Origin of the sequence: Enterococcus sp. AZ109, from assembly GCF_051714625.1 — a bacterium.
GTDB lineage: Bacteria > Bacillota > Bacilli > Lactobacillales > Enterococcaceae > Enterococcus_A.
The window spans coordinates 1,784,835-1,802,850 of the sequence record NZ_JBIOSF010000001.1 but is presented as its reverse complement, the minus strand read 5'-3'; the positions used below and the strand labels follow the sequence as shown (position 1 = coordinate 1,802,850).

Genomic DNA, 18,016 nt, shown 5'->3' with positions numbered 1-18,016 from the left:
TTTTCTTGCAGTTAGTTGCATTTTATTGCTATTTATATAATTGATAATTGCAAATAGTTGCAAATGATGGTAAATTAAAAAAGAAGGAGAATCAGTTATGCTAATAGAAGAACGTGTAAATAAAATTAAAACAATTTTAGAAGAGCAAAGAAGTGCTTCGATCGATGAGTTGGCGGAACAATTGATGGTCTCCAAAGATACAATTCGCCGAGACTTAATCAAGTTGGAGCAAAAGAATATCGTCAAACGGATTCATGGTGGAGCAGTATTAGCCAGTCGTGAAGCGTTAATTTTTGACTATCAGGAACGATCTAGTCGTGATCAAAAGGTCAAGGAACAGATGGGGCAGGCAGCCGCTGAAAGGATCAAAAGCAATTCCTCTATGATTCTGGATTCTTCGACAACTGTTGAAGCGGTGATTCCTTATCTGCAGGGTAAAGGGATACTGGCGATTACCAACTCGTTAACTCACGCGACCTTATTGGCTCAACTAGATAACAGTGAGGTCAGTATTTTGCCAGGTAAGCTCCATAAGAAACAATTGTTTATCTACGGAGCTGAAACAGTCCAAAAAATTAGCGAGTATTTAGTGGACTATACTTTACTAGGCGTTTTTGCTATTAGTCGAGACGGCATGTTTATCCATACCGAGGAAGAAGGAATGGTGAAACGTCAAATGGTGCGACAAAGCAAGAAAGTCATTGCGCTAGCCGACCATACCAAAATTGAAACCACCGGCTTATTCAAAATTTGTTCCTTGAGCGAACTGGATGTCCTTGTAACCGATCAGATGCCCCCGCAAGAATTTGTTACAGCTTTAGAAGAAAATAATGTTGAACTAATTACCCTAAAAGGAGAAAAAAATGCAAACAATTAAACGCACTACCGTGAAAGAACCAACGACTTTTGAGGAAGTAGCACCGGTCTATTTAACCGACGAAACGATGCAGCAACGTAAAGAAAAAATCTTGAACCTAATGGAAACTGCCGGCTACGATTATTTAATCGTTTACGCAGACAAAGAACATGGCTCAAACTTTGAATATTTGACCGGTTTTTTCCCTCGCTTTGAAGAAGGGCTGCTAATTATCAGAAAAGACGGTGAAAGCTCATTTGTCTTAGGAAACGAAAATTTAAAAATGGCGAAGCACGCACGGATAGAAGGTAAGTTGTATCATTCTCCTTACTTTTCTTTACCAAACCAACCAATGGATAATGAACGTCCTTTGAGTGATATCTTCACTGAGATTGGTTTAGCAACTGCACAAAAAATTGGTGTTGCTGGTTGGAAGATGTTCACCTCGAAATTGACAGATGGCAAACAGCTGTTAGATTTGCCTTACTTTATTGTTCTGGAATTGCAACAGGCGGCTCAACAAGCGCAATTAATCAATGCCTGTGATTTGTTTATTAGTGGTGAGTATGGTGCACGTACGGTAAATAATGCCAATGAATTTGCCCATTATGAATATGGCGCAAACCTTGCCTCTTCCCGCCTATTACGTGCATTGAATGCGATTGAACCGGGGATGAAGGAATGTGAATTAGGTGAATTGTTGAATGGGGAAGGGCAGTTAAATTCAGTAGTGACCATTGCAGCTGCTGGTGAACGTTTTGAAAAGGCCAATTTTTATCCTACCCACAAAAAGATTAACGCAGGCGACAAATTATCCTTAACGATCGGTTACAAAGGTGGCTTATCTAGTCGCTCTGGTTTTGTCATTGAGGATGAAAGCCAGCTGCCAGATGAGCAAAAGGATTACTTAGAGCAAGTGGTTTATCCGTACTTTAGAGCAATGATTGCTTGGTTGAGTGAAACTAAGGTGGGTCGCACAGGCGGTGAGCTTTATGAAACAATTGAAGCGGTTTTGCCAAAGGAAACCTATGGCTGGAGCTTGAATCCTGGACATTTGGTAGCCGATGAGGAATGGATGTCTTCCCCAGTCTACCCTGATTCACAGGAAACACTAAAAAGCGGAATGATTTTTGAAATCGACATTATTCCGTCCATTCCAGGTTATCAAGGAACAAGTGCCGAAGAATGTGTGGCTTTAGCAGATGCTCAGCTACAGAAGGAAATTAAGGAACAATACCCAGAATTATGGGCTCGAATCGAAAGCCGCCGCCAATATATTCGTAATGAGCTGAATATTTCGTTGGCTGACGATATTTTGCCATTGTCTAACACCGTGGCATACCTACGACCTTTCTTTTTAGCTAAAGATCAAGCCTTAGTTGTTGAATAATAATCAGACACTACTCATATAAGCTTGGGTAGTGTCTGATTATTTTTACTAGGTTTGGAAAAATAAATCATTAAAATAAAACGATCCGTTGGAAAGTAAACAATTCATTAAAGCGGGGACACTAAACCAGTTGAGCAGGATTTCTCCGCTATAATAAAAAACAAAAAGTACAGGTGACTCTATGAAAAAAAATTTGTTATCCGGCACCTTTTGGCTTTCATCAGCGAATTTACTTTGTAAGGTTTTAGGAATCATTTATTTGATTCCTTGGCTGATGATGATGGGCTCAAAGGAAGCCGAGCTTCGGGCGCAAGCCTTATATAATGTCGCCTATTTACCCTACGCACTGTTTTTAACCTTGGGAACAGCCGGTTTCCCTAGCGGCATCGCCAAAAAAATTGCGGCTGAAAAAGAAGACGATCAAAGTGTCCTGCTTCTTTTCAAAAGCTCGCTCGGGATTATGGAAGTAATTGGGCTAGCTTCAGCAATTTTGATGTTCATTTTTGCGCCATTACTCAGTCGGATCAGTCCAGTAAACGACCTGCAGGAGGCAACCTGGGCGATTCGCAGTCTTTGTCCTTCGCTAATGGTCATTCCGATTCTTAGTGCTTTGCGGGGATATTTTCAAGGGGTCAGTGATGTAGTTCCTTACAGTTTGTCGAATGTTATCGAACAGTTTGTGCGAGTGGTCGTAATTCTGGCAGGAACCTTTTACCTCCGGGTATTGACTAATGGCAGTATTCTTTCGGCAGTTGTGATTAGTACGATGGCTTCCTGCTTTGGTGGTCTAGTGAGTATCGCTTATTTAATGTTTGTGGGGAAACGCAAAGAGTATTTTCGGCTAAGATTTTTTATTTTCCGCCCCAGTACGTTACTGCAAGCCCAGCGTCCGCTAGTATTGTCTGTGATTCGTGAATCACTGCCTTTTATCTATGTCGCTTCAGCGATTTCCATTGCGCAGTTAATCGATCAGGTAACTTTAAAAGGGATTTTGTACCACTTGACCCAGCAACTCAGTCCAGCACAAACAGAAGTGTTATTCACGCAAGCTTCGGCAAATCCGAACAAATTGACGGTACTATTAATTACGATTATTGGGTCCATTTCGGTGACTTCTTTGCCGTTGTTAACTAAATTGCGCTCGCAAAAAGAACTGTTGGTAGGAATTTCGGATGTGCTACGCTTGGCGTTAACTTTTTTATTGCCAGCCACGTCAGGGATGTTTATCCTGGCGCAACCAATGTACACGATTTTCTTTGGCTATGATCCTGCGACTACCGGATATATGCGTGTCGCTATTATAACGACTGGTATTTTAAGTATATGCTCCATTTTATTGGCAATAATGCAGGCGACTGGGATGCATCGTATGGCGATTGCTTTAGTAACAAAGGCCTTGATTATCAAATTGTTGCTGCAATTTCCGTTAGTTTGGCTAACCCAAGGCTATGGTCTGAATCTAGCCACAGGGGCGGCGTTCTTAATTATTACTTTGCAAGGCTACCGTGAAATTTGTCGCCAGTATGAGATTCAGCCACTGCATTACGTTAGAAATTATTTGAAGCAGTTGATTTTGGCTGCGGGTGTGATGAGTGTCTTCTGTGGTGTTGCTTACTTACTGTTGAATAGACTGATCCAAACCGATACAAGGGTCGGCGCTACGCTGATTTGTTTGGTGATTGCTGGTCTAGGCAGCGGGATTTATATAGTTATTGGTCTGCCAAGACAAATTCAAAAAGTGAAGGAACGACTATTGCCCACTAAGTAAATAAAAAATAAAATGTATCCAAACCAATAGGGTTCCTTGTATACTATTAGTAGTAAAAGAAGGGACGATCGGCTATGCCAACTTGTAAAGACACTCGTACCGTACAAACACATTTGGTTATGTACGCTCAAATGAATATGCACAAGGCGCTCTACGGTGGACAATTGATGCATTGGATGGACGAAACAGCTGGAATAACCGCTGCTCGGTTTGCTAGAACAGGTTTAGTGACAGCTTCATTGGATCACTTGGATTTTCTGCTCCCGTTGCATGAAGGTCATTCTGTTTGTTTAGAGGCGTATGTTTCTGGCTCTGGTAATCGCTCGATGGAAGTATTTGTGAAGGTAATCGGTGAGGATTTGTTAAAAAGCGAACGCTATCTTGCGGCAACTAGCTTCTTGACTTTCACTAGTCTTGATCCGCAGATTTCGTTGCCGGCGATTATTCCTGAATCAGAAGAGGAAAAATATATTTGTGCTGGTTACGAAAAGCGCCGCGCTGTGGGCAAGGAAAAACGTCATGAAAGCATCGAATTAGCAAAACACTTAGACACACAGCTTCTTAGGTAAGCAAAAGCAGCAGCTTCTAATTAAAAGAGGCTGCTGCTTTTATTTGTAATTGAAAGTATAAATTTTAATGTTTCAAAGCTGAGCGATTTTGCTTAACTCTTCTGCTTATTTTGGTTCCTCAATGCTGGCAGGATCAATTCCTAATGCTTCGGCCATGTCTTCATTAATATAGAAAGCTAGGTCTCTAGCACTTTCAACTGGCATTGTTTGTGGTTGGGCTTCGCCGTCTAGAATCTTTGCAGCCATTTCTCCAGTTTGTTTACCTAAAGATACATAATCCACACCTAAAGTGACTAATCCGCCTTCTTTGACCTGATCCACAGAACCAGCCACTAACGGAATTTTATGCTGTTTAACGACTTCACCAACTACGGTAGCAGCACTGGCGAAAGTACTATCTGTTGGGATATAAATAGCATCCACTTCGCTGGCTACAGATTCGGTTGCTTGTTGCACATCATTGGTACTGGTAGCATTTCGTACCATAATTTCCAGGCCTAGTTCTTCTAAATATTCAGTCGCAACATCGATTTGAATTTGTGAATTCACTTCACCGGCATTGTAAAGCAAGCCGACTTTTTTCGCATCAGGTGTGACTGACAAAAGTAAATCAATTTGTTTTTTGATCGGTGATAAGTTAGTGGTTCCTGACATATTTGTTCCCGGTTCTTCGTAGGTTTTTACCAATTTTGCTGCCTTCAAATCAGTTACTGCTGTTACTAATGCCGGAATCTCTGTAGTACCATTGGCAAGGGATTGACCTGCAGGTGTGCCAATTCCCAACAACAAGTCTGGCTGATCCTTGATTAAATTTTCACTCATACTTTTTAGGTTGTCTTGATTGTTTTGGGCGTTTTGATAAGCAATTTCTAAATTTTCTCCTTCAACATAGCCGTTTTCAGCTAAACCTTCTTTGAAACCTTCATATGCTTCATCGAAAGATCCGTGTTGCACCGTTTGTAAAACACCAACTTTTTTTACCGAGCTATCTGGCTCAGCGTTTCCTTGTCCACAAGCACCTAACATCAATAAACTTACTAAACCTAATCCTACCAATACATTTTTTTTCATTTTTATTTTCTCCTTTTCCATAAAAAAATCATCCACCTAGTAAACTAAGTGGATGATGGGAATACGAGAAAATTATTCTTCAGCCACTTCGATTACTTCTACGTGGCTGGCGGTACGTCAAAACTCTTTAGCCATCATAGATAGATACAAAACGTCGGTCGTTTGCATCCATCTTGATGAATACAAACCTATCTAAAAAAGCTAAAGAAAAAGCTGTTATTCAGTTGTGAGTGATTTCTGTTCATCATAAGGATGACCTCCAACTTCTAATTGAAGATTAGTATACACTGAGAAAAATGAGATGTAAATAAGAAATTTAATTTTTTTTGATTTTTCGCAAAAAGTCCCTTCGAATTTTGACTTTCCAGCTAAGTTTCAGTAAAATAAGAACATACGTTCGATTTTTTAGCGAGGAGAGATTCGATGGAACTGACGAGAAAGATAGAAATTTTAGCCGAATCAGCCAAGTATGATGTGTCCTGTTCCAGCAGCGGAGTGACCAATAATACCCGCGAAGGATCTGTCGGCAGCACCGCTGTTTCTGGTATTTGCCATTCTTTTACCCCTGATGGCCGCTGTGTGTCGTTATTGAAGCTGCTGTTTACCAATGCCTGTATTTTCGACTGTCACTATTGTATTAACCGCAAATCAAATGCGATTCCGCGAGCAACTTTTACACCAAAAGAAGTTGCCGATTTGACGATGGATTTTTATATGCGCAACTATATAGAGGGACTATTTTTAAGTTCAGCGATTATCAAAAATGTTGATTACACTTGTGAGCTACTAATTAAAACCTTGAAAATTCTGAGGGAAGAAAAAGGTTTTCGTGGTTATATTCATGTCAAAGCGATCCCTGGGGCTGATGAGAAACTCATCGAGGAACTAGGATTTTTAGCAGATCGAATGAGTGTAAATGTTGAATTGCCTTCAAGAGAAAGCTTAAAATTATTAGCACCCGACAAAGATCCCTACGCCTTGTATAAACCGATGAAGCAGATTACGACTAAGAAAAAAGAAGAAGCCTTTTTGCCAGCGATCAAAAAGGGCCCTAGCTTTGTACCTGCTGGACAATCTACCCAAATGATTATTGGGGCTAGTCCTGAAAGTGATCGCTCCATCGTTAAAATCGCTGAGAATCTTTACCAGCGTTATGAGTTAAAACGGGTGTACTATTCTGCTTATATTCCGGTTAATCAAGATTCATTGTTACCAGCTGTAACTACAGATCCACCTTTACTGCGGGAACATCGTCTGTATCAAGCCGACTGGCTAATGCGCTATTATCGTTTTTCAGCAGATGAAATTTTGTCTGATGACAAACCTAATTTTAATTTGTACTTAGATCCTAAAGCCAACTGGGCGGTCCAAAATTACGATCGTTTCCCCGTGGATGTCCAAACCGCTCCCTATGACATGCTTTTGCGAGTACCGGGCATCGGTCCCAAAAGTGCCCAGAATATCGTAAAGGCTCGCAAATATTATCGTCTTCATTTAAGTGATTTGAAAAAGCTGGGGATTGTCATTAAACGGGCCCAATATTTCATTGCCTGCAATCATGAAACACCAGCTGGATTAATTCGTGATCCTGAATGGGTAATCACGTCATTAATTTCTTCTAAGCAGTATCAGACCTTGAAACAGCTCAACACGCAAAGCAAAGCTGAACAACTAACTTTATTTGACGTTGAGCGATTTGAACACACGCAAGAAAGTAGGTGAGCGCATGCGAGAAACGCAAGAAACTTGGGAATATGACGGTAGCTTCTACGGCTTTCTTTGTTTGGTGGATCGTGCGTTCTCACAAAAAAATGTTCCTGCCCTGATCCTAACACCAGAAACGGCTTTAGAAAGTTTGTTTCTGGGAGATTGGATAGAGACTAACGAAATAAGAGCGCAGAAAATATATCGCCGACTGCAGCAGCGTTTAACTGCTGAAAATCTCCAGTTTGTTCAAACGGGTTTTTATGCAACACTGGCAGGTAAAGAGCGCTGTCTACTGGACGTGATCGAAATTGCTCTTGGTACGAAGGACTCACTGGAGAATTTTATCGGTCATCCTTCTGTTTTAGCAGTCAAAAAGGCCATCAAGACCTTGTTGGGGGAGGTCCATTTATTTACGGGCTTTGTCCGATTTGAATACGTGGGGAAGATACTATTCAGCAAGATTGCCCCCAAGCATTATTCGCTGCCATTTTTGTGTCCGCATTTTGCTGAGCGTTATCCAAATGAGCAGATGATGATCTATGATGAAACCCATCGTTTGTTAGCTATGCTTGATCATGGGCGAATAACCTTAATCGAAGACAGCGAATGTCCCGAAATTAAAGCTACTGATGAAGAGCAAGTAATTCAAAACCAATGGCGGGCGTTCTTAGCAGCTGTAACGATCAACGAGCGAACCAATCGCCAAGTCCAAATGGGGCACTTGCCGCTGCGCTTTCGAGGGAATATGGTAGAGTTTGACTAGTTTTTCTTCCTAATGCAATTTTCACGAAAATTCTATTGATAGATGGTATGATGGTGGCGTATGAAAGGAAGAGTGCAATGAAAAAGTGGAAAAAAATTCTTCTGATTGTTGTGATTGGCATCGTAGTTATTCTCGCCGGTGGCTTTGCGTACGTGCAGACGCAGACATATCCGCCGACAGATGCGGCTCAGCAAACTGCCCAAAAAGCAGAGAATAGTAGTGATTGGTTGTATTTTCCGTCAGAGGATCAAACAAAACCTATTGTTATTTTTTATCCTGGTGCATTAGTAGAACCAGAGAGCTACAGTCCTTGGGCTGAAAGTCTAGCACAATCAGGATATCCAGTCTATGTATTAAAAATGCCGCTGGATTTAGCCGTACTAGCACCCAATCGGGCAGAAGATGTGTTAAATGAGCAGCCTGATCGCTCTTATGTGATTGGAGGACATTCGCTAGGCGGTGTAATGGCAAGTCGCTTTGCTAACGAAAACACGGACCATTTGAAAGGCGTGTTCTTTTTAGCCAGCTATCCCGACGAAAAGGGCAGTTTGGCGGATAAAAAGGTGCCGGTTTTGTCTTTGACAGCGGAAAATGATGAAGTCTTAAATCAAGCTGCTTACGAAGAGTCGAAACAAGAATTACCTGCTAACACAGAATATCAAGAAATTGCTGGGGGAAATCATGCAGGATTTGGAGCATATGGTCCTCAAAAAGGCGATGGGAAAGCTACGATTACCGACCAAAATCAACAAGTCTCTGTTCGATTGCTCACTTGGCTGAATGAAGATATCCAATAAGAAGAAATGCTGATTACATTCAGGTAATCAGTGTTTTTTTAGGTCAATTTTAGCCTCTATTACAGCAGTTTCAATGGTATCGGAATTCACTGAACCGAGCAAATTCTTGAAGTATTTATTAGTAAATTAGGTTTTATACTTTTACTTATCAGTAGATAAGTAATAAAATGATTAGAGGAGGTAATGTTGATGAAGAAGGTAATAGTAATAGGTGCAGGCGTTGCAGGACTGACTGCTGCTGTAAGATTGCAAAAATTGGGCTATGAGGTCCATTTATATGAGAAAGACAGCCAAGTAGGCGGAAAAATGAATCAGATCAAAAAAGAAGGATTTACGTTTGATGTAGGACCGACAATTGTTATGATGCCAGATATTTATCAAGAGGTATTTGAATTTTGTGGCAAAGATCCAGAAGATTATATTCCGATGGAAAAGATCGATCCCATGTTAAAATTATACTTTTCTGACGAAGATCCATTAGTTTTTTCATCTGATCTTGTTGCATTGACAAAGACGTTAGAAAGCATTTCTGAAGAAGACGCCCAAGGGTATTTTGCCTTTTTAGCTGATATTTACAAGCGTTATTTAATTGCTAAAGATGCCTTCATCATGCGTTCATTCCGCTCTTTTTGGGATTTTTACAATCCGAAATCGCTGTTAAACGGGTTGAAGCTAAAAACTTTTGGCGATGCCTATAGTTCGATTTCCAAGTTTGTGAAAGACGACCGGCTGCGTAAATCGCTGGCTTTCCAAACCTTATATATTGGAATATCTCCTTATCAAGGGCCCTCATTATACACAATCATTCCTATGATCGAATTGTTATATGGTGTGTACTTTATGAAGGGCGGCATGTATACATTAGCGCAAGGACTGGAGCGTTTGTTCAAAGAAATGGGCGGTCAAATTTATTGCGATACGGCAGTGGAGGAGATCCTGATTGAAAACAAAGAAGCCGTGGGCATTAAGGTAAATGGTGAACGAATTTTAGCTGATGCCGTGGTTTGTGGGGCGGATTTTCCTTATGCTATGAAGCATTTACTACCCAATGAAAAGGACCGCGGCAAGTATACGGATCAAAAAATTGAAAAAATGGAGTACTCTTGTTCATGCTTTTTGCTCTATCTTGGATTAGATAAAAAGTATGATGTCCAAGCACTGCATTCAATTCATTTTGCTAAAGATTTTGAGAGAAACATCACTGACATTTTCGATCAAGGCGTCTTGCCGGATGATCCTTCTTACTATTTATATGTTCCAAGTTTGTTGGATCAATCGATGGCTAGAGAAGGACATGAAGCGTTGTACGTTTTAATTCCAGTTCCTGAATTATCGAAATTTGATGATTGGAGCGATGAAACGATTCAACAATATCGGAATCATGTGATTCAAAAGATTAAAGAGGAAACGGTATTTACTGACTTAGACGAACATATTGTTTTTGAAGAGCATTACGCACCAACGGACTTTGCCGATAATTTCAACGCCTATCGCGGTGCGACATTTGGACTGAAACCAACCTTGAAGCAAAGTAATTACTATCGACCACATAACAAATTTGATTATGCTGATCGGTTGTATTTCTGTGGCAGTAGTACCCATCCTGGAGCTGGTGTACCAATTGTTATGCAAAGTGCCAAGTTGGCAGTAGAGGAGCTGGTTGTCGATGACCAATAAACTTTCGACTGATTTTGTTCGTTATCAAGCAGATTTCGATTATTGCGAACGCATTATTGAACACCATTCTAAAAGCTTTTATGCGGCATTTTCCCGATTGCCTGAGCAAAAGGCGATGAGTGTCTATGCCATTTATGCTTTTTGCCGCCGTGCAGATGATGCCATCGATGTGGAAAAAAATCCTGAAAAGTTGGCGGAACTAAAAGCACAACTTGGTGCCTTTCAAAAAGGAGATCATCCGGATGAACCTTTATGGCGTGCGTTAGCGGTTGTATTCAAAAATTATCCCTTAGATATTCAAGCTTTTTTTGACATGCTGGAAGGCCAACGTCGAGATATTCATTTTCAACAGCCAGCTACTCAGCAAGAATTGGAAGAATACAGCTATTATGTGGCGGGATCTGTCGGTTTGATGCTCTTGCCATTGCTATCGCAAGACTGGGAAAAAATCACAGAAGAAGCCAAACAATTAGGAGAGGCTATGCAGATCACCAACATTTTACGAGACATTGGTGAGGATGAAGCAGAAGGACGAATCTATTTGCCAAGGGACAAAATGGCTGAATACGGCGTAACAGCTGAAGATTTAAAGCAGCATCGTCAAACAGCCGCATTTGCGAAGTTGTGGGAGTACGAAGCACAGCGTGCCGAAGCAAGTTATCAAAAAGGGTTGGCTATGATGCCTTGGATTGATGAAGATTGTCGGGCACCATTACTAGCTGCATGTTATTTTTACCGGGAAATTTTACAGGTGATCCGAGAAAACAATTATCAAGTTTTCACCAAAAAACACGCAGTAAAGCAAGCAAGAAAGTTGCGTATCTTCCAAGCGATCCGTAAAGAGTTGGCAAAAATTGAACGGCAAAAGGAGTCGATTCAATTATGAACAAAACTATGTACCAAAAGATTTTAGATACGGCTGAGCGCTTGTTTATGAATCAGGGGTATGAAGCGACCTCTACCCGCCAAATTGCTGAAGCACTAGGGATTACTCAGCCGAATCTCTATTATCATTTTAAGAAAAAAGAAGATATTTATGTCGCCGTGATGCGTGAGCTAGCTGGCGAAGTCGGAAGCCAGCTGCGAGCAATTGCAAAAGAAAATGGCTCAACACTGACGGAAAAGCTGACCGAGATGATGGTTTATTTGCAACAGCGACATCCTTTTGATTTTTACATGATGATGCATGATATGCATTACGCCCTTTCCGAAGAATCTTCTAAAGAGCTGTATCTTTTGTGGCAGCAGTCTTATGAAGCGCCTTTTATTGATGTGTTGGAAAAAGATGACGTTTTTTTACGTCCTGAAGTGCACGTTGAGCTGGCCGTCAAACAACTGTTTATTTTACTGGCTGCTTATCTACAGCCTGATACATATGACAAACAAGGGAATTCTTTTCCTGCGGCGATTGACATGTTTTTATACGGAATCGTCAAAAATGAGCTGAGCGCCGATTAAGGGGTTCAGCTTCTTTCTGTTATATACTAAAAGCAAGAAATTAACTCTAGAGAGAAGATGAACCGATGGATAAGCAACGACCAACAGCAGTTATAGCCGCTTTAATTGCTAATATTTTAGTGGCGATTAGTAAATTTGTAGGGTATGCCATTAGCGGCAGTGCGGCTATGTTAAACGAAAGTATTCACAGTGTGGTTGATTGTAGCAATCAGATCCTTTTGTTATTTGGTGACAAAAGGGCTAGCCGCGGACAAAGCGCCTTGCATCAATTTGGTGAAGGGCGGGCTAAGTATTTTTTTAGTACGATTGTTGCAACAATGCTGTTTTTTGGTGGGGGTGCTCTCGGTGTGATGGAGGCCTTGGAGAAGCTGTTCCATCCAAACCATGAAGTAGAAAACCCATGGATTATTTTAGTAATCTTAGTTTTTGGTATTTTGGTTGAAGGTAGTTCATTAAGGGTAGCTCTAAAAGAAATACATGAGCTGAATACGGAAAAACTACCCTTATTTCGTTTCCTACATGAAAGTCGTCACAGTGAGATTTTAATTATTTTTACCGAGGATTTTTGCGCTGTAATCGGGTTGGTTTTAGCTATTTTAGGTACATTGTTAACTATGTTTACCGGAAACCCAATGTTCGATGCTTTAAGTGGTCTGTTGATCGGATTGTTGCTGATGTTTGCTTCAATCTTTTTAGCGCGGGAATTTTATAGTTTAATCGTAGGAGAAAGTGTGTCTCAAGCAGACTTGAAAAAAATTCAACAGGCCTTTCAACGTTCCGAAGTGAAACAGTTAATTGATATTAAGACCGTGCATTTGAGCCCGGAGGAAGTACTGATTGCCGCAAAAATGGATATTAATGACAACTTTGAAGAAATCAGTTACAAAGTAATTAATGAAATTGAAGGTCAAATTCGGAAATCGTTATCGGATAAAAAAGCGTATATTTATATTGAAATCGATGAATTTGATCCCAATTATGCCCTCCGAGAGCAGAGCTAATGGCCCTGCTCTTTTTATCGCAGCTTCAATCCCTAAGATTCACTAAATTTCCACATAGTTTTCGCAAAACATTTTCATAAACGTACGTTCTCTATGGTAGAATAACACTATGATTTTTAAAGGAGCGTCTTATGAAAAAAAGAGGATTTGAAATAATCACAAAGTACCAAGATCAAGAGATTCATTTGCCAAAACGGGCAACTAAAAATGCGGCTGGCTATGATTTTGAAGCAGCCGAAGATATCGTTATTCCAACATTTTGGAAACAACTGGTGGCTCAGGTCACTGGCAAGGCTGACCCAGAGGGAAAACTGGTGAAACCAGTTTTGGTTCCAACTGGTATTAAGTCATATATGGGTGAAGAGGAATACTTACAGTTAGCAAATCGTTCAAGTAATCCTTTGAAACGTTTCTTAAGTTTAAGTAACGGCGTAGGGGTAATTGATAGCGATTATTATAACAACCCAGATAACGAAGGTCATATCATGTTTCAATTTACAAACTTTGGTCTGACGGATGTCACGATCAAAAAAGGTGAACGAATTGGGCAAGGGATCTTTCTGCCTTTTTTGAAAGCCGATAATGATCGTGCGACAACTGAACGAACAGGTGGATTTGGCTCTTCTAATCAGCATCAAAAAAGATAGTTTTATGTTAAAATTAAAGAGGTGTGAAGCATGGCAAAAAAAGCCAAAACACAATTTATTTGCCAAGAGTGCGGCTATGTTTCGCCGAAATATTTAGGTCGTTGTCCTAATTGCGGTCGTTGGAACACGTTGGTGGAAGAAGTCATACAAGATACCGAAGATCGCCGCAATCGTGTCAGTCTGACCGGTGAAAAAGCACAACCTACATTATTAAAGGATGTTGTCTTCAAAAAGGAGACACGAATCAAAACTCAGCTAGCCGAATTGAATCGAGTGTTAGGCGGCGGTGTCGTTCCTGGATCGCTGGTGTTAATCGGTGGGGATCCAGGGATTGGTAAGTCAACCTTACTGCTGCAGGTGTCCCATCAATTAGCGGCTACTGGCGGGAAAGTGTTATATGTTTCCGGTGAAGAAAGTGCGCAGCAAATTAAACTGCGTGCGGAGCGCTTAGGTTCTAGTGATACCGATTTTTATCTCTATCCTGAAACGGATATGGGAGAAATCAGTCGAGTAATCGAACACATCAAACCAGATTTTGTTATCATCGACTCGATTCAAACCATGACCCAGCCAGATATTTCTAGTGTCGCCGGATCAGTCAGTCAAGTCCGTGAAACGACGGCAGAATTGTTGAAGCTGGCGAAAACCAATGGTATTGCGATTTTTATCGTTGGCCACGTGACCAAAGAAGGCAATATTGCAGGACCAAGAATGCTGGAACATATGGTAGATACCGTTTTGTACTTTGAAGGGGAAAAGCACCACAGCTTCCGGATCCTGCGGGCGGTAAAAAACCGGTTCGGTTCTACCAATGAGATTGGCATTTTTGAAATGCGAGAAACCGGTCTAGTAGAAGTTGCTAACCCCTCTCAGGTATTCTTAGAAGAACGCTTGGAAGGTGCAACAGGTTCAGCAATTGTTGTAGCTATGGAAGGCAGCCGACCGATCTTAGTTGAGGTGCAGGCTTTAGTTACTCCAACTGTTTTCGGGAATGCTAAACGAACAACAACAGGATTAGACTTCAATCGAATCTCCTTAATTATGGCGGTTTTAGAAAAACGAGCTGGTTTGCTGCTGCAAAATCAGGATGCATTTTTAAAAGCAGCTGGCGGGGTGAAGTTGAATGAACCGGCGATCGATTTAGCCGTAGCAGTGGCGATTGCATCTAGTTACAAAGAAAAAGGAACTGAGGCAACTGAGTGTTTTATCGGTGAAATTGGTTTGACGGGCGAAATTCGCCGGGTGAACAGCATTGAGCAGCGTGTCAAAGAAGCTGTAAAATTGGGCTTCAAGCGGATCTATTTACCCAAGAACAACATGGGAGACTGGACTGCACCAAAAGGAGCGGAACTTATCCCGGTTGCCACGATTGGCGAAACGCTGCGTAAAGTATTTAAATGATTACCTGAACTGTTTGCATTTGTTGCAAGCAGTTTAGGTGTTAAAGTGAATTTCTTAACAGACCTTTTCGGCGGGAAAGGATCTGTGAGAAAATTGACTATTTAGGAGGGAAGTTATGCAAAAACGTGTATTAACTGTCATCATTGTCATCGTTGGGATCAGTATGGGAATCACCTTACTGCCAACAGCATGGATGGCAATCGGACAAACCGACAATTTCTGGTTGAATAACTCTTTGACGAATGGCCTGATTGGCGCAATTATTTTCTTATTATTATCCGTGGTCCTCGTCGAACCTATTACAACCGGTGTAAAGAAAATTGAAAAACAACTGAATGAATTAAGCTTAACTTATTTACTATTTGGAACAGTGGGAGCAATCATCGGTCTGACTTTAGGGCTGTTTGTCACCAATCCTTTGTATAATTTAGAAGTTCCTTTTGTAAATAGCGCATTGCCGATTTTGATTATGATCCTGTTAGGCTACTTAGGATTTCGCATGGGTACTACCCGCATCGATGAATGGAAAAAAATCTTTACTCCCCGTTCTAAGAAACCTGAAAATCAAGAAGGCGAAATGTTGGAGCGCAAGGCCGATGATAATTTTCATAAGTATAAAATTTTAGATACTAGTGTGATTATTGATGGTCGAATTTACGACATTGCTAGAAGCGGTTTTTTAGAAGGTGTATTGATGATTCCTAATTTTGTTTTGTATGAATTGCAATACATTGCTGATTCTGGCGACAGCTTGAAACGAGTAAGAGGGCGTCGTGGTCTGGATATCTTGAATTCTCTGCAAAAAGAAGACGGGATCGCCGTAGAAATGTACGATGGTGATTTTGAGGATATTAACGAGGTCGATAGTAAACTAATTAAATTGGCAAAATTATTAGACGGTGTAATTGTCACCAACGATTACAACCTGAATAAGGTTTCCGAGTTTCAAAATGTAGCAGTATTAAATATTAATGCACTAGCTAATGCAGTAAAACCAGTGGTAATTCCTGGTGAAAACATGAATGTACTTGTAGTAAAAGCCGGAACTGAACGCCAGCAAGGTGTTGCTTACTTGGACGATGGCACTATGGTGGTAGTAGAGGATGGACAGCATTACATGAATGAACATATTGAAGTTGTCGTAACTAGTGCCTTGCAAACGGCGGCTGGACGGATGATTTTTGCTAAACCAGCGCATTCAAATCGCAACATCAAAGATGATTCGCCTGAAAAGAAAATTGAGTATCAAGCAGGCAAGAAGGATTGACCCTTTACTAAATAGCCGATTGATTGTACAATTTGAGCAGTGAAGCAGGCGTAAGTTCTGCTTAATTATTCGGGAAAGAGGAGTTCACATGTCAAAAATTCGTGTACGTTACGCACCAAGTCCAACTGGACATCTACACATCGGGAATGCCCGGACAGCATTATTCAACTATTTATTTGCTCGTCACAATGATGGTGAATTTATTATTCGTATTGAAGACACCGATCAAAAGCGCAACATCGCTGATGGGGAAAAAAGCCAGCTGGAAAACTTAGCTTGGTTAGGAATAGATTGGGATGAATCTCCTGAGAATCCTGGGGAATACGGTCCTTACCGTCAGTCGGAAAGAAAAGAAATTTATCAACCGTTAATCGATCAATTATTAGCCAGCAATTGGGCTTATAAGTGTTATTGTACGCAAGAAGAGTTGGAAGCAGAACGGGATGCGCAAAGAGCGCGTGGCGAAATGCCCCATTATGGTGGGAAATGTGCCAGCTTAAGCCCAGAGCAACAAGCGGAAAAAGAAGCACAAGGCTTGGAACCAGTGATTCGCTTCCGTGTGCCACGCAATACTAGTTACAGCTTTAACGATATGGTAAAAGGGGAAATCACTTTTGAATCCGACAATGTCGGTGGTGATTTTGTCATTCAAAAACGTGACGGCATGCCAACGTATAACTTTGCGGTTGCGGTGGACGATCACATGATGAAAATCACTCACGTGTTACGTGGGGATGATCACATTGCCAACACACCAAAACAATTAATGGTCTATGATGCCTTTGGTTGGGCACACCCAACATTTGGTCATATGACGTTGATCATCAATAGTGAAACAGGTAAAAAACTAAGCAAGCGTGACGAATCGATTCTACAATTTATCGAACAATACCGCGAGTTAGGCTACTTACCAGAAGCAATGTTTAACTTTATCGCTTTGTTAGGCTGGTCTCCAGTAGGTGAAGACGAAATCTTCTCTCAAGAAGAATTAGTCAAAATGTTTGATACGAAACGTTTAAGTAAATCGCCTGCAGCCTTTGATCAAAAGAAACTAGAATGGGTAAACAACAACTATATTAAGACAATGGATTTAGATGCATTGACTGAATTATGCTTGCCGTATCTAATTAAAGCAGGTAAAGTAGAAGAAAATCCAAGTGCAGATCATAAATCTTGGGTGAAACGTGTAGTTGGTTTGTATCAACCACAAATGAGCTATGCTGCCGAAATCGTAGAAGTATCTCAACTATTCTTTGAAGAACATCCTGTCTTGGATGAAGCGGCTCAAGAAGTCTTGGCTCAAGAATCTGTTCCAATGGTACTAAGTGCCTTTAAGGAACAATTAGAAGACATGGAAACAGTAGATGCTGCAGGTGTATTGTCCGCAATCAAAGCAGTTCAAAAGGAAACAGGAATCAAAGGCAAAAACCTTTGGATGCCGATTCGTGTGGCAGTCAGCGGCGTAACTCATGGTCCTGAATTGCCAGAAACAGTTGAATTATTAGGCAAAGAAAAAGCCTTAGCACATTTAAATCAAGTCATGTAAACACATCGAAAAGAAGAAGTAGCAGGGGAAACACCCTTTAAAGAGAGTCTGTGGCTGGTGTAAGCAGATAAGGATGAACCTGTGAAATGCATCTTGGA

At 40.9% G+C, this 18,016-nt stretch carries 16 protein-coding genes and 1 other annotated feature (1 of these 17 running past the window's edge); of the genes, 15 read left to right on the top strand and 1 reads right to left on the bottom strand.

Going from position 1 to position 18,016, the window contains the following annotated elements; all coding sequences use genetic code 11:
* Window positions 1-97: 97 nt before the first annotated feature.
* The 4 genes from IGI42_RS08555 (at window position 98) to IGI42_RS08540 (ending at window position 4,583) form a co-directional block, all read left to right on the top strand.
* On the top strand, window positions 98-877 hold the full coding sequence (locus IGI42_RS08555; RefSeq protein ID WP_438715420.1) for a DeoR/GlpR family DNA-binding transcription regulator: 780 nt from the start codon (window positions 98-100) through the stop codon (window positions 875-877).
* Entirely contained in the window at window positions 864-2,246 is a 1,383-nt protein-coding gene (locus IGI42_RS08550; protein ID WP_438715419.1) for a M24 family metallopeptidase, read from the top strand. The genes IGI42_RS08555 and IGI42_RS08550 overlap by 14 nt, the downstream gene beginning before the upstream one ends.
* Window positions 2,247-2,427: 181 nt before the next feature.
* Window positions 2,428-4,014: an oligosaccharide flippase family protein gene (locus IGI42_RS08545; protein ID WP_438715418.1), complete on the top strand. Its 1,587-nt coding sequence runs from the start codon at window positions 2,428-2,430 to the stop codon at window positions 4,012-4,014.
* 74 nt (window positions 4,015-4,088) lie between these two features.
* Window positions 4,089-4,583 carry an acyl-CoA thioesterase gene (locus IGI42_RS08540; protein ID WP_438715417.1) on the top strand — a complete coding sequence of 165 codons (495 nt, stop codon included), beginning with the start codon at window positions 4,089-4,091 and terminating at the stop codon, window positions 4,581-4,583.
* Window positions 4,584-4,688: 105 nt separating this feature from the next.
* Here the strand turns inward: IGI42_RS08540 and IGI42_RS08535 are convergent, their stop codons facing one another.
* A complete protein-coding gene (locus tag IGI42_RS08535) occupies window positions 4,689-5,654 on the bottom strand; it encodes an ABC transporter substrate-binding protein (protein WP_438715416.1) in 966 nt (321 codons plus the stop codon).
* A gap of 423 nt (window positions 5,655-6,077) precedes the next feature.
* On the opposite strand from IGI42_RS08535, the gene IGI42_RS08530 reads away from it, so the two are divergent.
* From IGI42_RS08530 to gltX, 11 genes are all read left to right on the top strand, one after another.
* Window positions 6,078-7,376, top strand: a complete 1,299-nt coding sequence (locus IGI42_RS08530) for a putative DNA modification/repair radical SAM protein (protein WP_438715415.1) — start codon at window positions 6,078-6,080, stop codon at window positions 7,374-7,376.
* A gap of 4 nt (window positions 7,377-7,380) precedes the next feature.
* Entirely contained in the window at window positions 7,381-8,124 is a 744-nt protein-coding gene (locus tag IGI42_RS08525; protein WP_438715414.1) for a TIGR03915 family putative DNA repair protein, read from the top strand.
* 77 nt (window positions 8,125-8,201) lie between these two features.
* Window positions 8,202-8,921 (top strand): alpha/beta hydrolase, encoded by a 720-nt coding sequence (locus IGI42_RS08520; protein ID WP_438715413.1) that lies wholly within the window; start codon window positions 8,202-8,204, stop codon window positions 8,919-8,921.
* Window positions 8,922-9,110: 189 nt separating this feature from the next.
* Window positions 9,111-10,598, top strand: coding sequence for a phytoene desaturase family protein (locus IGI42_RS08515; protein ID WP_438715411.1), 1,488 nt, complete (start codon window positions 9,111-9,113; stop codon window positions 10,596-10,598).
* Window positions 10,588-11,484, top strand: a complete 897-nt coding sequence (locus IGI42_RS08510) for a phytoene/squalene synthase family protein (RefSeq protein ID WP_438715410.1) — start codon at window positions 10,588-10,590, stop codon at window positions 11,482-11,484. Before IGI42_RS08515 ends, IGI42_RS08510 begins: the two co-directional genes overlap by 11 nt.
* Window positions 11,481-12,056: a TetR/AcrR family transcriptional regulator gene (locus tag IGI42_RS08505; protein WP_438715409.1), complete on the top strand. Its 576-nt coding sequence runs from the start codon at window positions 11,481-11,483 to the stop codon at window positions 12,054-12,056. The genes IGI42_RS08510 and IGI42_RS08505 overlap by 4 nt, the downstream gene beginning before the upstream one ends.
* 65 nt (window positions 12,057-12,121) lie before the next feature.
* Window positions 12,122-13,057 (top strand): cation diffusion facilitator family transporter, encoded by a 936-nt coding sequence (locus IGI42_RS08500; protein ID WP_438715408.1) that lies wholly within the window; start codon window positions 12,122-12,124, stop codon window positions 13,055-13,057.
* A gap of 131 nt (window positions 13,058-13,188) precedes the next feature.
* Window positions 13,189-13,704, top strand: coding sequence for a dUTP diphosphatase (locus IGI42_RS08495; protein WP_438715407.1), 516 nt, complete (start codon window positions 13,189-13,191; stop codon window positions 13,702-13,704).
* 30 nt (window positions 13,705-13,734) lie between these two features.
* Complete coding sequence (gene radA, locus IGI42_RS08490) at window positions 13,735-15,105, top strand: DNA repair protein RadA (protein ID WP_438715406.1); 1,371 nt, start codon at window positions 13,735-13,737, stop codon at window positions 15,103-15,105.
* A gap of 115 nt (window positions 15,106-15,220) precedes the next feature.
* Window positions 15,221-16,372, top strand: coding sequence for a PIN/TRAM domain-containing protein (locus tag IGI42_RS08485; protein ID WP_438715405.1), 1,152 nt, complete (start codon window positions 15,221-15,223; stop codon window positions 16,370-16,372).
* 88 nt (window positions 16,373-16,460) lie between these two features.
* Window positions 16,461-17,918 (top strand): glutamate--tRNA ligase, encoded by a 1,458-nt coding sequence (gene gltX / locus IGI42_RS08480; protein ID WP_438715403.1) that lies wholly within the window; start codon window positions 16,461-16,463, stop codon window positions 17,916-17,918.
* Window positions 17,915-18,016: a binding site (T-box leader), on the top strand; it runs 107 nt beyond the window's last position. It overlaps the preceding gene by 4 nt.

Bases quoted from the DNA above. Each gene is read 5' to 3' on its own strand.
- IGI42_RS08550 (WP_438715419.1), top strand. From the start codon at position 864: ATGCAAACAATTAAACGCACTACCGTGAAAGAACCAACGACTTTTGAG.
- IGI42_RS08525 (WP_438715414.1), top strand. From the start codon at position 7,381: ATGCGAGAAACGCAAGAAACTTGGGAATATGACGGTAGCTTCTACGGC.
- gltX (WP_438715403.1), top strand. From the start codon at position 16,461: ATGTCAAAAATTCGTGTACGTTACGCACCAAGTCCAACTGGACATCTA.
- IGI42_RS08545 (WP_438715418.1), top strand. From the start codon at position 2,428: ATGAAAAAAAATTTGTTATCCGGCACCTTTTGGCTTTCATCAGCGAAT.
- IGI42_RS08555 (WP_438715420.1), top strand. From the start codon at position 98: ATGCTAATAGAAGAACGTGTAAATAAAATTAAAACAATTTTAGAAGAG.
- IGI42_RS08530 (WP_438715415.1), top strand. From the start codon at position 6,078: ATGGAACTGACGAGAAAGATAGAAATTTTAGCCGAATCAGCCAAGTAT.
- IGI42_RS08520 (WP_438715413.1), top strand. From the start codon at position 8,202: ATGAAAAAGTGGAAAAAAATTCTTCTGATTGTTGTGATTGGCATCGTA.
- IGI42_RS08515 (WP_438715411.1), top strand. From the start codon at position 9,111: ATGAAGAAGGTAATAGTAATAGGTGCAGGCGTTGCAGGACTGACTGCT.
- IGI42_RS08495 (WP_438715407.1), top strand. From the start codon at position 13,189: ATGAAAAAAAGAGGATTTGAAATAATCACAAAGTACCAAGATCAAGAG.
- IGI42_RS08510 (WP_438715410.1), top strand. From the start codon at position 10,588: ATGACCAATAAACTTTCGACTGATTTTGTTCGTTATCAAGCAGATTTC.
- radA (WP_438715406.1), top strand. From the start codon at position 13,735: ATGGCAAAAAAAGCCAAAACACAATTTATTTGCCAAGAGTGCGGCTAT.
- IGI42_RS08500 (WP_438715408.1), top strand. From the start codon at position 12,122: ATGGATAAGCAACGACCAACAGCAGTTATAGCCGCTTTAATTGCTAAT.
- IGI42_RS08485 (WP_438715405.1), top strand. From the start codon at position 15,221: ATGCAAAAACGTGTATTAACTGTCATCATTGTCATCGTTGGGATCAGT.
- IGI42_RS08505 (WP_438715409.1), top strand. From the start codon at position 11,481: ATGAACAAAACTATGTACCAAAAGATTTTAGATACGGCTGAGCGCTTG.
- IGI42_RS08535 (WP_438715416.1), bottom strand. From the start codon at position 5,654: ATGAAAAAAAATGTATTGGTAGGATTAGGTTTAGTAAGTTTATTGATG.
- IGI42_RS08540 (WP_438715417.1), top strand. From the start codon at position 4,089: ATGCCAACTTGTAAAGACACTCGTACCGTACAAACACATTTGGTTATG.